We start from the raw sequence: 15,499 nt of genomic DNA, 5'->3' as shown, positions 1-15,499 counted from the left end.
TATTCTATCGGGCAATTAGAAAGCCGTGGGGCCCCGCACAGCGACAAAACAAGGGACTTTCGGCTTGTCTCTCGCTTCTCTCGGCGATATCGCTCTGGCAACAATGGCCCCGTAAGGAAATAATAGGTTATTGTGTTCCCCTCAGCCTGTTGTAAAACATCGGCTGACAGCTTCCCTATTTTGGAAGCATTACGCTGCTTGAAGGATTCACTTGTGCGATGAAATTTGAGGTTGAATTAAAATTTCCGGTCGACGACCTTACGCCCCTCGAATCGCAACTAGAGGAACTGGGCGGGATCATCGAGGTTCCCAAGCGTCAGGTCGACAGGTATTACAGCCACCCCTCTCGGAATTTCGCCGAAACGGATGAAGCGCTGCGAATTCGCCGAGTCGGAGATCAGAACTTCATTACCTACAAAGGGCCAAAAGTCGATGATTCGACAAAAACCCGGCGTGAAATTGAAGTTCCACTCATTTCCGGAGCAACCGGGGCTGCCAACATCGTCGATTTGTTTGAATCGCTTGGATTCTCGCCAGTTGCCGAAGTAACCAAAGATCGCCGAAAGTCAGACATTCAATACGAAGGGTTTGACGTCATGATCGCCATGGACGAAGTACGCAATCTGGGTAAGTTCGTCGAACTCGAAATCACTTCCGGCGAAGAAGAAATGGAAGCCGCGAAAGAAGCGTTGACCAAGCTGGCCGACCAGTTAGGGCTCTCCAATAGCGAGCGTCGGAGTTACCTGGAACTGATCTTAGGCGCGAAGTAAGGCCGAGAATCTCCCTTAGAACTTTCCTGGAAATTCTCGGATTCGGCCAAAACCTTATCCAACTACCGGGGTTTACCTTTCAACAAGACAATTTTCTACATGAAGGACCTCTTTTCATGTAGCGATTGTTTTGAGGAAGCCCTGGGTCGTTAAGTTACCGCGCACTCGATCTGGGGCTTCCTCTTTTCTTGCTTCTAGCCCATTTTGGCCCCCGTCGTCGGTCTCGAGGGCCAGTTCTATAATGAGTTAGATGAGCGAGAACCCTCTTTCCTCAACCGCCGCTGAGCCAGACAAAGACCAACCGGCCTCCCATCCCAAGCTAGACGCGGCGGATGGTATCCAATTCGACAACGGTGTTTCGCGAAACTTTGCCGTTCTTTCGCTTTATCAGATCGTGCTTCGGTGCGGCTGGATCTTCAAAACCGAAAGCATCATCATTCCAGCCGTCCTCGATATCATCGCCGGATCTGGCTGGGTTCGCGGATTCCTACCCATTCTCGGACGGATTGGCCAAAGTTGCCCGCCACTGTTGTATGCCGATCGGCTGCGAAGCCTGCCGCTGAAAAAATGGTCGCTATTTGGTACGTCGCTGGCCATGTCAGTAGCATTTGCCGGTCTGGCCGCGATGTTTATCCCTGGGGTCGATACGGCGATTGGCAAAACTGCCATGGTCGTTGGGTTTCTCGGCTTTTACTTTCTATTTTTCTGTGCAACGGGTCTCAATCAGCTCGGTTTCGGAACCGCTCAAGGCAAGCTCGTCCCGCCTCATCTGCGAGGGCGGCTCATGCTGGCCTCGAATGTAGTCGGGGCGGTAATTGCCATTGCGCTTGCCGCGTGGCTGCTGCCCAAATGGCTCGCGGGGAACACGATTCAGGTTAATTGGATCTTCGGATTCGCGGCATTTGCGTTCGTGCTTAGTGCGCTGAGCGTCATAGGCCTAAAGGAAAGTCGCGATCAACTCGAAAAGAAAATTTTCTCGCCGAAGCATCTGCTGCTCGAGTCGTTCCTAGTGGTTCGCAACGACCTTCGTTTTCGTTGGGTGTGCCTGATCGCGGCGGCATTCGGTTTTTCGCTGATGCTTTTCCCGCATTATCAAGCACTGGCCCGAGAGCGTCTGGACGTCGATCTTTCACGAATGATCTTCTGGGTCATTATCCAAAATGCCGGCACGGCCATCTTCAGTTTGCTCGGTGGTCCCTTGGCCGACTGGAAAGGGAACCGCCTGGTACTGCGAATGATGCTCTTCGGCGTGATGATCTTACCACTGGGCTCGATTGCCCTGGTTCACTCAGGCGACTTGGGCATTTACCTTTTCGATTGGCTCTTTCTGTTCGTCGGCGTCACGCCCATCACATTTAGGGCGTTTACCAACTACACGCTGGAACTCGTTCCCGCAGAGTTGCATCCACGTTACTTGGCCACACAAAGCCTGTGCATCGCCATCCCAATGGTGCTATCTCCGTTTGTCGGCCTAATGATTGACCTGACGAGCTTTGAAGCCGTCTTTAGCGGAATCGCCGTCATTCTCTTTATCGGCTGGACGATGACGTGGTTCCTGGCCGAACCACGACACGAGCCGGGGCATCATGTGCAATACGGCGAAATGGATGTCGACCCAGACGACGAGGTCTAACTGCTGGCGCTGCGGTAACTCTTCAGCGACATTTTGAAGACCCAACGAGAAAAGAGCAGGCTTAGCGCGGTCGCGACAAGCATGAAGGCCGTTAGCAACCATTTGTCCGTCGAATCAACGCCCATCGGCTGAGCCAAAATCCGTGCTGGCACATTCACGACAATCAGAATCGGAATGACAAATGTAAAGATCATCTTCAACGTCAGCCCCAGGGTACCCGCGTTGTAGATTTCCATGGGGTAACGCGAGAAACTGGTGATGTAGAACCAGAAGTCGTACAGCGACGTATTTCTGCCTAACCAGATGCTGGACGCGGCCAAGACAATCATCAGGCTATACAGGATCGCGACGCCACATACCAAAAATAGGGCAAACATCGCCACCATACCCACCGTCAATGCGATCGGTTCACTTGGCCGATGCGTCAACTGGTAAAGACTGATCGACATCAACAAAATGCCGAACAAAAAGTTGGCAGTGGAAGGCCAATTCACTTTCGCGAAGCTGATCAAAAATTGGGTATCGATTGGCTTGAGAAGGGCGAAGTCGAGCTTTCCCGTGCGGATAAGCTCGGAAAACTCCTGGATGTTCGGCATGAAGAACATCTGCACCAAACTGTTGACCAGCAACGTCGTTGACAGGAAGACGAAGAACTCCCACTTGCCCCAACCGGTATTATTTCCGATCGAGTCGGTGTAGCTGAAAATGAGCATATAAAAGCCCAGGTTCATGATCACCCAAGAAAGACTCGATACACATTCGATCCAGAAATTCGAGCGAAAGCTCAGGTCACGGACCAGGCTGTTTCGCAGAAACATCAAAAACACGCGACTGTAGGAAGGTCGGTCATTCATCGAGATCACCCTCCGTAAGCGCTATATTGCTTCACGCCGTAATGAAACGCGAGGCGCGAGGCGACGATGAAAAAGACAACCCAGGCGACCTGTACGATCAGCCCCCACATCAGTTCCGCGCCGGTAATCTTCTCGAGAAATACAGCCGCCGGGAAATAGGCCAGATACATTAGCGGCAGTGACTTCACGATGGTCGCCCAAGGGCCCCCCAGTTCATTTAGCATGTCCAAAGGAAACATGTGCCCGGACAGGAAGAACGTGAACAGCATGTAGACAAACAACAGCGACCGAACTTCCAAAAACCAGAACCCGATCATGCCAATGGTAGCTTCCATGAAGAAGCCCAACATAAACGAAAGAACCAGCGAGAAGAAATACGCACACAAAACCTGTGTTGGCGGCCACCCGTCGAAATAACCACGACAGAGAAAGAACACGATCGCAAACGGCACGGCTGCCACTATGTAGTACGTCAGCTTGTGGGCCAAGCGATTTAAGAAGAAGAAGGAAATCAAATCCAACGGCTGGACTAGATACTTCTTGATCTCTCCTTCGCGAATCTGCAGTGCAATGCCTGAAGCCAACCCCGGCATGCTGGAAAACGCCCTGGATATGGTCGACAGCAAGTAATAGGCGACAATGTTGTAGTAGGTGTAGCCCACGATTTCTTCGCCGGCACTATTCCCATTGCCGCGAGCAGAAAAGATAGCCGACCACAGAAAAATTTGCGTGACAATCGGCAAGAAACGCATGAGCGTTCCCAGCATAAAGTCACCTCGATAGACGAGCTTCTCGTAGAAATTGATCTGAAAGATGGCCCACCAGGTGGAGGCCCGTGCGGCGAGTTCCGCCATGTTCCTCTCCTGTGTTTAAGTCGACGCTTCGGCCATCTTCTTTTCGTTAGCTGACGTGTCACCAGCGTGTGCCAGCGAAAAGACATCCGCGATGACTTCTTCCAGCGGCGGATCCTCGACACCGACATCGGCCAGGTCGTACTGACTGAGGATCGAGGCGAGCACTTCGCCTACCTTTGAACGATCGACCCGCAGTTTGACCTTGGGAAAGTCCTCTGAGATAACATCGCCGAAGCGTGAAAGATTGCCTGACGCGGCATCTTCGCTAAAGGTCAACGTGAGGATTTTGTAACCTCCGAAACGATCGATAATGCCGCTGAGCGAGCCATCGTAGATAATCACCCCGTGGGCGATGACCACCACCCGCTGGCAAAGCGCGGCAATGTCCTTCATGTAATGGCTGGTCAGAAGGACGGTGATCTTACGTTCCTGCTGATAATGCTTGAGGAATTGTTGAATGTTGTGCTGGGCGACCACGTCCAGACCGATCGTGGGTTCGTCCAGAAACAGCACATCCGGAGAGTGGAGCAGGGCGGCAATCAACTCCATTTTCATGCGCTCGCCCAGGGAAAGTGCCCGGACCGGCTGCGAAAGGAGTTCTCTTACCCCCAACAAGTCGACCAACTCGTCCTGCGTTCGTTGAAATTGATCGGCATCAATCCGATAAATTTTTTGATGCAGCCGAAAGCTATCCTGGGCAGGTAGATCCCACCAAAGCTGGTTTTTCTGCCCCATCACCAAGGCAAAACGGCGACGATAGGCATTATCGCGATGCCAGGGGACATGCCCCATGACAGTGGCCGAGCCAGATGTCGGATTGATTACGCCGGAAAGAAGCTTGAGGGTCGTCGTTTTCCCCGCCCCATTGGGGCCAAGAAAGGCGACAAATTCCCCCTGATCGACGGTCAGATCGATACCTTTGACCGCCTCGACAGTCTTGTATTGTCGATGAAACAGCCCGCGTATCGACGAAAGCAGGCCCTCTTGCTTCTGATAGACCTCGTAGGTCTTGGTCAGCTTTTCTAGTTGGATGATCGGTGCCATGTGCAGATTATAGACCAGGGGGGTATTTTCGGACAGTTGGTCGAGTCCCCTCGCGTTGTGGCAATATGGGGTATTCGCTATAATCGCCGCGCTTTCGGGCGTGTTTTCCGGTCAGGGAGATCGGAACGTGACCCAGCGTGGATTGATTCGCTTCGGGATATATTACGGATGATACGTATCGGGCTCGGACACGACACCCATCGTCTAGCGGACGGTGGTCCGCTCATTCTTGGTGGCCTCGAGATTCCACACGACAAACACTTGGTCGGACACAGCGACGCCGATGCTTTGATGCACGCCATCACCGACGCGTTACTGGGTGCCGTCAATCTTCCTGATATTGGGCAGCTTTTTCCCAATTCGGACGAAGAAAACCGGGATCGCGCGTCCAGCGAATTTCTGCAACTAGCCTATCAAAAAGTGCTCGACGAAGGCTGGACCCTCATCAATCTCGATTGCGTCATTCATACGCAACGCCCGAAACTGTCTGATCTGAAATCGCTGATGCAGATCCGCATTGCCGAGATCTTACATGTTTCGCCCGAGGAAATCGGTATCAAAGCGAAGACCGGCGAGAGCGTTGGCAGCATCGGTCGCGAGGAAGCGATTGAAGTTCAATGCGTTTGCCTGTTGCGAAGAGCCTAACCCCCAATCCATTCCTATCCGAACTTGCCGCACAAGCTTGCGGTCTAAAGGAAGATCATGAGTAATCTCCGGGTCTACAATACGCTGAGCCGTACCAAGGAAGAATTCAAGACCGTCGAACCTGGCAAGGTCGGCATCTATTTGTGTGGACCAACCGTCTATGCCGAAGCCCATATTGGTCATATGGTCGGCCCGGTTATCTTTGACACGGTCAAACGCTACCTCGCGCACAGTGGCTATGACGTTCGCTTGGTGGTAAACATCACCGATGTCGACGACAAACTGATCAACAAGGCCAACGAGCGCAAGATGACCATGCTCGAAGTCGCCGAAGAGAACATTAAAGATTACCTCGACAACCTTGCGGCGCTCAATGTCACCACCATCGATGACATGCCCCGGGCCACTTCTTCGATGGATGACATCATTCAGTTCATCCAGGACTTAGTCGAAAAGGGCTTCGCGTACGACGTCAACGGCGACGTCTTTTTCGAGGTCAGCAAAGACACCGAGTACGGTAAGCTCACCAACCGCAGCGTCGATGCGATGCAAGGGGAGGGGGGCGGTGCGGCCGCCAGCAAACGATCCCCAGGCGACTTCGCATTGTGGAAAAAAGCTAAGTCGGGCGAACCTTCCTGGGATAGCCCGTGGGGTAAAGGTCGCCCTGGCTGGCATATCGAATGCTCGGCGATGAGCAAGAGCCTGTTTGGCGAAACGTTCGATATCCACGGGGGTGGCTTGGACCTGACGTTCCCCCATCACGAAAACGAAATCGCCCAAAGCGAATGCTGCCACGGCAAGCCGATGGTCAACTACTGGATGCACAACGGGCTGCTGCGAAGCGACCCCAGCGCCGGCAAAATCGGTGGCAAGTCCGAACGTGAAAAAGACGCAGGCGAAAGTGAAGCCGGTGGCAAGATGAGCCGCAGCGGCGGGGCCGGCGGCCTACACTCGCTGATCGAACGCCAAGGGGGCGAACGTATTCGCTTCTTCCTACTGCGGACGCACTACCGCAGCACGATCTTGTTCAGCGAACCGGCCATCGAAGAAGCGGGCATCGGGCTCGATACGTTCTACCGATTATTCGAACGCTACGAGCGTATCACCGGCAAGAGTTTCTACGACATCGACCCAGCCACGACCCGCAAGCAAGGCGAGATCGAAGCGGGCAGTGACGAACTGTTGACGCTGCTCAAAAAGCATCGCGACGCCTACCTCGAAAAAATGGATGACGACTTCAACACCGGTGGCGGTGTGAGCGAGTTGTTCGAGATCGTCCGCAGCGTGAACAAGTTTGTCGACAAGCACAAGCTAGAAGAAACCCAGGGCGCCGATACCAGTTCGCTTGATCAAGCAATGGCGACCATTCGCGAATTGTCAGCCATCCTGGGCCTATTCACGGATAAGCCGGAAGCGGATTCCAGCGAAGACGCCGGTCTTGTCGATCACCTGATGAGCCTGGTCATCGAGATCCGCGCCAACTCGCGAAAGAAGAAAGACTTTGAGACAAGCGACCTCATTCGCGATCGCCTGACCGAGTGCGGCATCACACTGGAAGACCGTAAAGACGGCACGCTCTGGCGCAAAGGTTAATCCACTCCGGTCCCCTCTCCCTTCCCAAGGAAGAGGGGCAGGGTGAGGGTTGGAAAGCGTGTACCAAGATCGCCCTTCACCCTAACTCTCTCCCCCAAGGGGGCGAGGGAACTTGCTTTCCTGACCCCTTAGGACTTCCATGCGGCGACGTATCCTCGGTATCGATCCTGGTCTCAACATCACCGGCTATGGTGTCATCGATGTTGCTCCGTCGGGTATTTCGATTGTGGAAGCTGGCGTCGTACGAGGAAAAACGCGAGGGGAAGTGCCCGCGAGGGTTCGTGAGATTCATGAAGGAATTACCGACGTTATCACCTCGCTCAAACCAACCGTGATGGCAATGGAAGATTTATACTCTCACTACGAACGCCCCAAAACGGCGATCATCATGGGGCATGCCCGCGGCGTTTTATGCTTGGCGGCAGCCCAAAACGAGTTGACCTTCCACAGTTACGCAGCGACCCAAATCAAAAAGATTTTGACCGGAAATGGCCGAGCCCCCAAGAGCCAAATGCAGGAATCGATTCGCCGCGAGCTCGGGCTTACGGCCGCGCCGGAACCTGCCGACGTGGCCGATGCGTTGGCCGTGGCTCTGTGCCATTACTACCTCAGCAAAATCGCAACGACCCTCTAATACCTATTCTTGAAATGGAATTCACCCTTGATCACGAAAATCTCCGGCAAGCTGGTCTCGGTCGACATCACCAGCGTCACGATCGCTGCCGATCCCTTCGAATATGAAGTGCTGGTGCCGGAATTCGTTCGCCGCCAGGTTCAGTCCCAGATGGGGCAGAAGGTTTCTTTTCATACGATCCACTATTTCGACGGCGACCCTTCCCGAGGAAAAATGAGCCCTCGTCTGGTCGGTTTTTCTAATCATATCGAACGCGAGTTTTTCGAGCTATTTTGCTCGGTCGACGGCGTCGGCGTGAAAAAAGCTTTGCGGGCCATGGTCCGTCCGGTCCAAGAAGTCGCCAATCAGATCGAACAACAGGACGCCAAAGGCTTGTCCGCCTTGCCTGGTATCGGTCCTGCCACCGCCGACCGAATTGTGGCGAAGCTGCGCCGCAAGGTCCCAAAATTCGCCTTGTTGATCTCTGGAGCCGATGGCGAGAGTCCCGAAGTTTCACGCGATGTCGTGACAGAAACCTTCGAGGTCCTCTTGCAACTGGGGCACTCGGAAACCCAAGCAAGAAAACTACTCGACGCAGCCGTCGCCGAGAAAAAGAGCTACAAGGACGTGGATTCCCTGGTCCAGGCAGTGTACAAAATTGCTCATCAGGAAGACTGAACGTAGTGCAACTCTTGGATTGCTTGAGCATCAGCCAACAATCCCTAGCCCTACTCCTGAATTACAAACACGCGAAACGAAACTGGAAACGCATCGTCAACTATTCTTCATCTGTGTTAATTCGTGAAATCCGTGGTTAGTCCTCCTCCCCCCAGCGAAGAACAGCTCGTCGTAAGCGAATCGGTTGCGGACGATGAATTAGTACCTTCCGAGGTGGCCCATACACAGGGCGAGCCTTGTCCGGCTTGTGGATGCCCCGTAGAACCGAACGACAAGTTTTGTCCTGCTTGTGGTACACCTCACGAGGTGCCAGAGGCGGCTAAGAAGAACGCGGATGCCCAGCAGACGATTAAGAAATATTTTCACTGCGAAACATGTGGCGCGAACGTTTCGATTGATCCGCAAGAGTTGAGTTATGTCTGTCCGTTTTGTGATTCGACTTACGTGGTCGAGTACTCCCCTGAAGTCTCTGGCCGGCAACTGCCGGAGTTCGTAATTCCTTTTCGCGTGACTCCTGAGATGGCGATGGAAAAGTTTCGCGCGTGGATTAAGGGAAACGACTGGTATCGGCCTGGCGACTTGCACATGGCCCAGATCGAAGACAAACTGCGCGGCGTGTATCTTCCGTTCTGGAGTTTTTCGATGCTCGCCGAAAGTCGCTGGAGCGCTTCGATCGGCGAGGATTGGTACAAGACCGAGTCTTACACCACCATGGAAAACGGCAAGATGGTCACCAAGACTCGCCGCGTCCAGAAGACGGAATGGTGGCCACTCTCTGGCAGACATCACAAGTACTACAGCGGCTATATGATCTCGGCCAGCAAAGGGCTGACTCAGGCCGATGCCGATCGCATCAAGCCATTCTCGCTTTTAGCCGCCAAACGATACGAACCCTATTTCCTTGCTGGCTGGGCTGCTGAAGAGTACCAGATGGAAATCACCGCGGCACAAAAGATCTGCTATGAAGAGTTCTATCGTCGCGAGCAATCGCACATTCGACAGTTTCTGCCGGGCGATACAAGTCGCAGCAATGTCGTCAAAACAGAGTTCTCTTACGAAAACTCGGACCTGTATCTGCTACCGATCTATCTGTTGACCTATCGCTACAACGACAAGGTTTTCCGATTTCTGGTCAACGGTCAAACAGGCCTGATCAATGGTGACAAGCCGGTCTCATGGCAGCGAATCTGGGGAGCCGCCGGAGGTGGCGTGGCCCTGCTGATTCTTTTCGTTCTCATTGTCCTGCTCATCTCAGCATTGATGAAATAGTGACGCGCAGAGAAAGCATAGCCCCATGAGTGATCTTCTAGAGAAATGCAAGGTTTGCGGCGGACTGATCGACGACGAAGATCTGTTCTGCGGCAACTGCGGGACTGAATCCCCGCACCGACAAGACACCCAAACTCCCGATTCAACCCTTGCCACGCACAGCTTTCAATGCAGTGGATGCGGTGCGGCGATGAGCTATTCGGCCGAGGCCGAGGCCCTACGATGCCCCTTCTGCGGATCGACCAATTTAGAAAAAGGGAAAGACCATAAAGTCATCGCGCCGAATCAAGTACTGCCCTTTAGGGTGACGGAGGAAGAAGCGCGGAAAGAAATGCGCGAAGCCATCGGTCAAGGCTTCTGGCGACCGCCAGATATTTCTGAAAAGGCGGTGATCAAAAACATGGTGCCGGTCTATGTACCGTACTGGGTGTTTTCGGCCGACGTCGCTACCTTTTGGACGGCCGATACCAGCCAGACACCGATGGGAGCAAGTGGCGACTGGTTTCCTATGTCAGGTGAGCATCGTGCTCGCTACGAAGGTGTTCTGGTAGGAGCCAGTGGGGCATTAACCCCAAACGAAACATCTCAGTTGTGTCCCTTCGATATGGGCCAGGCCGTTTCGCCCAACGAGGTTGAACTCGATCAATATACCGTCGAGCAGTTCAATGTTGCTCGCAAGTATGCCCGACCGATGGCTAAATCGGGGCTTGAATCGCTCGAACGGAAAGCGGTCGACGCCAAATTTGTCCCCCCGAGAAGCCGCAACGTGCAGGTCAATCTTCGTATCCAAAATATGGCCAGCGATCCCATGCTGTTGCCGGTGTGGATTATGGCCTATCAATATAAGGACGAAGTTTACCGCTTTCTCATTAATGGACAGAATGGACGTTCGACTGGGCATGGTCCCGTTTCTTATCACCGTTTGTACATGGTGCTAGGAACGGTTCTCGCCGTGGGGCTGGGAATTGCAACTATCGCTATTCTGTGCGGGGGCTTGGGAAGTTTATTCAGTCGCTGACGAGGCAAATTATTCCTCATCCTCGACGTATTCGTAAACCATGCCTTCGAGCACTTGTTCTGCTTCGCACTTGTCCATATGAAGTTGATCAGAAATGTCGTTAACCATGTCATGCACTACGATTTCAGTCATTGTCAGGGTTCCTTTGCATTGGGAATGTTAGAAGTGTGAGACTTCTATTTGCAAAGGCAGTGCCAATGGTTCAATTTTCACTAAATTCAATCTTTGGCGACATGCACTTGGTCTAGAAACAAACAGGGCGTCTTCCCAGAAGCCAATGCTATCGTCAGTTAAGTGCGGCAATCGAGAAGTTAAGCACCGCTGCGTACGACACCCAAAGCAGGTAGGGCACCATAAGCAAAGCCGCCACGCGATCGTGTCGCCAAAACGCGCCAATCGTGATAAGAATCGCCCCCCAGAGAACAACGATCTCTAAAGCTGCCAGCTCGGGGTTTTCGAGGCCAAAGAAGATTACCGACCAGGTGGTATTTAACAAGAGCTGAAAGCACCATACCCCCAGCGAATGTGGGGCGGTGGTCCAGCCTGCATTCTTCCACACAAGCCAGACGGCAATGGCCATCATCAGATAGAGGGTCGACCAGACTGGACCAAAGACCCAGTTGGGTGGATTAAATGACGGTTTTTCGAGCCCTGCGTACCAGGTATCAATTTGGGGCGTCGTAAACGCAGAACCAACGCCAGCAGCCGCAAAACAAAGAACGATCCAGCCCAACAGCCCCAACACGCTTAGCCAGAATGGCGTTGTCTCTTGGTTTTTCGATGCTGATTGCATGGGAACTGCCTCGTAAGCGGAAGATACCGAACTTTTCGACCTCATCCTCTATTTGTTATAGTGGACGGCCATAGTCAACACCTGTTCAGTTGCTATCAGGAATTAGACTCGCAAATTTATCACGGGAAAAGGTTTTTCCAATGGGCCGGGAAGCGATACTGCAAGGCGAAGATAGCCCAAACGAAGAAGACAAGAGCCTCCGCCCGCAATCCATTTCCGAGATGGTTGGCCAACTTGAGGTACGCGAACGCCTGAAAGTGGTCGTCGATGCGGCTGTCAAACGGGATGAACCGCTAGGACATATCCTCTTCGATGGCCCGCCTGGGCTTGGTAAGACAACCTTTGCGACCTGTATCCCAAAAGATCTCGGTGTCAATTTTCAACTCACCTCGGGACCAGCATTGCAGGCTCCCAAAGATTTGATTCCCTACCTGACCAATGCGGACGAAAAGTCGATTCTCTTCATCGACGAAATCCATCGCCTCCCCAAATCGGTCGAGGAATACCTTTACACGGCGATGGAAGATTTCCGAATCGATATCGTCCTGGGCGAAGGAACCAATGCGCGTACGATCAATCTCCAAGTTAAACCGTTCACCTTGATCGGGGCGACGACCCGCAGCGGGATGCTGACTGCACCTCTGCGCGATCGCTTTCCGCTTCGCGAACATCTCGACTTTTACACGCACGAAGAACTCGCGGAAATTATTCGGCGAAACTCTCGCAAACTTGACGTCACCATCGAGGATGACGCTTCGCTCGAAATCTCAGAGCGTAGCCGAGGAACACCGCGCGTCGCGAATAACCGTTTGCGTTGGATCCGCGACTACGTCACCAGCAAGGCCGACGGACATATCAGCCTGCAATTGGCCCGAGACGCGATGGCCATGCAGGAAATCGATGCGCTCGGTCTCGACAACCAAGATCGCAAATACTTGACGACCATCATCCGTGTCTTTGGTGGTGGTCCGGCAGGCGTCGAGGCGATCGCCCATACCATGAACGCCGCCCCAGAAACCTTAGCAGACGAAGTCGAGCCCTTTTTGCTGCGGACTGAACTTCTCGTGCGAACCCCTCGTGGTCGTATGGTGACGACCAAAGCGGTCGAGCACATCCAAACGCATATCGGCCGTTAAAAGTTAGTCACTACTTGATGGAGGCCGCGATTTCAAATCGCAAGCGAGCCACTGCCGAGCAGTCTTGCTCAGGGAAATCGGCTTCACGAACGACGAAGACGTCGCCTCCATTCTTGAGTGTTTCGACCGCTGCGTCGTCTAACAGGTCGTGGCTCATCTCATTGGGGCCGCCGTCGCTTTGAACGTGACCTTCGCGATCGACGTGTCCCCAAATGGCCGTGTCCTCACGAATGAGCAGGGCCTCGATCGCTCCCATCTCCGAGGCCCGGAGAATCGTTTCAAGATCGTTGGTTGCCCGGTTTTGTCCATGGGCATCATGATAATTGGATATCGCTTGGTCACATTCCTGTTGGAAGTGCGGCTGAACGACTTGCCATGCTTTCTCATGAAGTTGTTCGGCCGAAGCGTCATCGAAGTTGCCATGCACGCTGTCCGGCAGCAGATGCGGGTAGCTAACCGCTTCCTTGAAGATCGGATAGAGATACTCGACCCCCGCAAACACGAGTGGATCGTTGCGTCCCTCCAGGAAGTTGTTAAGCGGATCCTCCATGCGATGGAAGAACTGCAGGATGTTCGCCTTGTGGTCGTCTTCCCCGGCACCTTGGCCGTGATACATCGTGTCGACGCCTCCTCCTTGCGAATAGCTGAAGTGCTGGATCGACGTGATGTAATCGTCGATATTCAGGGCATCCTTCAAATTCTCAGGTAGTTCGGCCGGTACGCGTTCTTCCAAGCCATCTGCATTGCCATCAAACAAGCGGACATGGTTCTGGCTAACGGCGATCAGCACAAAACGACCATCGCCATGCAAGGCCGGCAACAGAGGTCTTAGATAGAATCGTTCACCTACATGCACTTGCTCGGTGATCGTGCATCCCAGTTGATGCACTTCCAACGATTCGGGCGTGACAAAAATTGCCATTCCGGCAGAAGGATGACGCCAAGCATCATGCGTCTCATCCAATCGGAAGTCATCCAATTTCTGGAGAATCGCATCACGATGGTCCGATGTACAAACTTCATCGCTGTTGAGCAATGAAGCGGCGTCTTTCATTAGGTTCTTGTAGCGAATTTCGTTCTGCTGAACTTCTCGCCCCCAGCGAAATACAGGCATGTAAATCGAAACACAGATTTCGCTTGGATCTTCCAACAACGTTTGAATCAATTGCGGTTCCATGTCAAAGTATCTCCTATTCCAAGTCGAAGCGCCTCGGTGGTTCAGAAAACACCATGCTGGTTACAGAGCTCCCCACTCTGGCAGCTTACAGCACCTCAAGCCGGTTGTCAGTGGTTAATTGGATTGAACTTATGTACCATGCAAAGTCTGCGCCGCAGCTGCCAAATTGTTGCTCTCGATCATGCTCTGTAGAACTTAAAAATCCTTATGCCCACTTGGTTAACTGTCACATTACTCACTTTGATGGCTGGCATGTCGATGCCGCTAGGGGCTCTTATCGCTCGGTGGGAACGCATCCATCCTGACTGGCTCGAGCAAGAGTTCCGGCATGCCGTTATGGCCTTTGGTGGTGGTGCTTTGTTTTCCGCTGTAGCGTTGGTTTTAGTGCCGGAGGGAATAGAAGAACTCCCTGCTCACTTTTCGGTCATGTGGTTTGTCTTAGGTGGGATCATCTTTTGCGGGCTCGATATCCTCTTGGCTCGCTACCACAGTCCGACTACGCAACTCGTGGCTATGCTGTCCGACTTCATCCCCGAAGCGATGGCACTGGGGGCCGCTTTCAGTGCTGGTGGAAAGTCTGGTCCGCTGCTTGCCATATTGATTGCATTGCAAAATCTTCCCGAAGGATTCAATGCCTATCGCGAAATGAATCAGGGCTCCGGTATCTCTGGCTTCAAGATCGTTATGGTATTTGGCGTACTGGCGCTACTCGGACCAGTCGCGGGACTTGGCGGCTTTCTTCTTCTGGCTCAGTACCCCGCCGTTGTCGCCGCAATCAAGCTACTTGCTGGCGGTGGCATTCTGTTTTTGGTCTTTCAAGACATCGCCCCTCAGGCCAGGCTCGAAAAGGCTTGGGCACCGGCGTTGGGCGCTGTGCTCGGGTTTGCTTTAGGTTTGTTAGGTCACGAACTGCTTCCCTAACTTTCAACTTTTTCAGTACGCCGGCGTGAACCCCAACGCGCCCGGTACGTCTATCTCTTCAGAAGATTTAATCAGCCGCCTGAGCAACTGCCAGGCAAATCCAGGAGAGATCACGTGTCACCCCAGTTCAATCAAGAGCAACGACAATATCCCACCGGGTTCGGTCTCAGGTCAGAGCAACCATCGCTCAGACCTGATCGAAGTCGGCTACGCATCTGACGCGTTGACCTCTCTGTCTCTCCGATAGAAGGCTCCTCGTCCGATGCGACGAGGAGCCTTTTTTTGTTCATGCGGGATATTCGATGCTGGTACGCGATCCTCGATTTTGAATCGAGTCGTCGTTGGTTCAATTCCAACTCTCGCAGCCTCGTGCGATCGCTTTCGTGATCGCACGAATGAAATGATCGACTGCCGATTGGAGTACATGCCTTAAGAGCCGCGTGTCGCAGGTTCGAATCCTGCCATCCCTACTTTCAAACTTGGGGGTGTAGCTCAGTGGAT

16 protein-coding genes and 1 tRNA gene are annotated in these 15,499 nt (G+C 53.2%); 11 read left to right on the top strand and 6 right to left on the bottom strand.

The genetic code is table 11. From position 1 onward, the window contains the following. Window positions 1-218: 218 nt before the first annotated feature. A complete protein-coding gene (cyaB, locus tag HOV93_RS15010; protein ID WP_207397329.1) occupies window positions 219-770 on the top strand; it encodes a class IV adenylate cyclase in 552 nt (183 codons plus the stop codon). 250 nt (window positions 771-1,020) lie between these two features. Further along, window positions 1,021-2,403: an MFS transporter gene (locus tag HOV93_RS15005; RefSeq protein ID WP_207397328.1), complete on the top strand. Its 1,383-nt coding sequence runs from the start codon at window positions 1,021-1,023 to the stop codon at window positions 2,401-2,403. Here the strand turns inward: HOV93_RS15005 and HOV93_RS15000 are convergent. From HOV93_RS15000 to HOV93_RS14990, 3 genes are read right to left on the bottom strand one after another with little or no spacing between them, the layout of a single operon-like run. Next, window positions 2,400-3,257 carry an ABC transporter permease gene (locus HOV93_RS15000; RefSeq protein ID WP_207397327.1) on the bottom strand — a complete coding sequence of 286 codons (858 nt, stop codon included), beginning with the start codon at window positions 3,255-3,257 and terminating at the stop codon, window positions 2,400-2,402. The two genes, HOV93_RS15005 and HOV93_RS15000, sit on opposite strands and share 4 nt — an antisense overlap. A 5-nt stretch (window positions 3,258-3,262) precedes the next feature. After that, on the bottom strand, window positions 3,263-4,111 hold the full coding sequence (locus tag HOV93_RS14995) for an ABC transporter permease (protein ID WP_207397326.1): 849 nt from the start codon (window positions 4,109-4,111) through the stop codon (window positions 3,263-3,265). Between the two features lie 15 nt (window positions 4,112-4,126). Then, on the bottom strand, window positions 4,127-5,155 hold the full coding sequence (locus HOV93_RS14990) for an ABC transporter ATP-binding protein (protein ID WP_207397325.1): 1,029 nt from the start codon (window positions 5,153-5,155) through the stop codon (window positions 4,127-4,129). Window positions 5,156-5,323: 168 nt separating this feature from the next. On the opposite strand from HOV93_RS14990, the gene ispF reads away from it, so the two are divergent. The 6 genes from ispF to HOV93_RS14960 all read left to right on the top strand — a co-directional run bounded on the left by ispF (window position 5,324) and on the right by HOV93_RS14960 (window position 10,971). Next, on the top strand, window positions 5,324-5,800 hold the full coding sequence (gene ispF, locus HOV93_RS14985) for a 2-C-methyl-D-erythritol 2,4-cyclodiphosphate synthase (protein WP_207397324.1): 477 nt from the start codon (window positions 5,324-5,326) through the stop codon (window positions 5,798-5,800). Window positions 5,801-5,857: 57 nt separating this feature from the next. Continuing rightward, window positions 5,858-7,393, top strand: coding sequence for a cysteine--tRNA ligase (cysS, locus tag HOV93_RS14980; protein ID WP_207397323.1), 1,536 nt, complete (start codon window positions 5,858-5,860; stop codon window positions 7,391-7,393). Window positions 7,394-7,532: 139 nt separating this feature from the next. Beyond that, complete coding sequence (ruvC, locus tag HOV93_RS14975; RefSeq protein ID WP_207397322.1) at window positions 7,533-8,027, top strand: crossover junction endodeoxyribonuclease RuvC; 495 nt, start codon at window positions 7,533-7,535, stop codon at window positions 8,025-8,027. 27 nt (window positions 8,028-8,054) lie between these two features. Continuing rightward, window positions 8,055-8,684 carry a Holliday junction branch migration protein RuvA gene (ruvA, locus tag HOV93_RS14970; RefSeq protein ID WP_207397321.1) on the top strand — a complete coding sequence of 210 codons (630 nt, stop codon included), beginning with the start codon at window positions 8,055-8,057 and terminating at the stop codon, window positions 8,682-8,684. 123 nt (window positions 8,685-8,807) lie between these two features. Next, window positions 8,808-9,953, top strand: a complete 1,146-nt coding sequence (locus HOV93_RS14965) for a zinc ribbon domain-containing protein (protein WP_235990401.1) — start codon at window positions 8,808-8,810, stop codon at window positions 9,951-9,953. Window positions 9,954-9,978: 25 nt separating this feature from the next. Then, window positions 9,979-10,971, top strand: a complete 993-nt coding sequence (locus tag HOV93_RS14960; RefSeq protein WP_207397320.1) for a zinc ribbon domain-containing protein — start codon at window positions 9,979-9,981, stop codon at window positions 10,969-10,971. A gap of 9 nt (window positions 10,972-10,980) precedes the next feature. Here HOV93_RS14960 and HOV93_RS26170 read toward each other — a convergent pair whose 3' ends face one another. Further along, complete coding sequence (locus HOV93_RS26170; RefSeq protein ID WP_261358609.1) at window positions 10,981-11,103, bottom strand: hypothetical protein; 123 nt, start codon at window positions 11,101-11,103, stop codon at window positions 10,981-10,983. Window positions 11,104-11,257: 154 nt separating this feature from the next. After that, complete coding sequence (locus HOV93_RS14955; protein ID WP_207397319.1) at window positions 11,258-11,764, bottom strand: TspO/MBR family protein; 507 nt, start codon at window positions 11,762-11,764, stop codon at window positions 11,258-11,260. Window positions 11,765-11,853: 89 nt separating this feature from the next. Between HOV93_RS14955 and ruvB the strand changes: the two genes are divergently transcribed. Further along, the gene (gene ruvB / locus HOV93_RS14950) at window positions 11,854-12,900 is read left to right on the top strand and encodes a Holliday junction branch migration DNA helicase RuvB (protein WP_449243567.1); all 1,047 of its coding nucleotides are present in this window, start codon (window positions 11,854-11,856) and stop codon (window positions 12,898-12,900) included. 10 nt (window positions 12,901-12,910) lie between these two features. On the opposite strand, the gene HOV93_RS14945 is transcribed toward ruvB, so the two are convergent. Beyond that, a complete protein-coding gene (locus HOV93_RS14945; protein WP_207397317.1) occupies window positions 12,911-14,077 on the bottom strand; it encodes a baeRF7 domain-containing protein in 1,167 nt (388 codons plus the stop codon). 207 nt (window positions 14,078-14,284) lie between these two features. On the opposite strand from HOV93_RS14945, the gene HOV93_RS14940 reads away from it, so the two are divergent. After that, window positions 14,285-14,998, top strand: a complete 714-nt coding sequence (locus tag HOV93_RS14940; protein ID WP_207397316.1) for a ZIP family metal transporter — start codon at window positions 14,285-14,287, stop codon at window positions 14,996-14,998. 289 nt (window positions 14,999-15,287) lie between these two features. Beyond that, window positions 15,288-15,363, top strand: a tRNA-Gln gene (locus HOV93_RS14935). Window positions 15,364-15,499: the final 136 nt, after the last annotated feature.

Source organism: Bremerella alba, from assembly GCF_013618625.1.
Taxonomy (GTDB): domain Bacteria; phylum Planctomycetota; class Planctomycetia; order Pirellulales; family Pirellulaceae; genus Bremerella; species Bremerella alba.
Note: the sequence above shows the minus strand (reverse complement) of the source record. Positions and strands in the feature narration are given on the sequence as shown.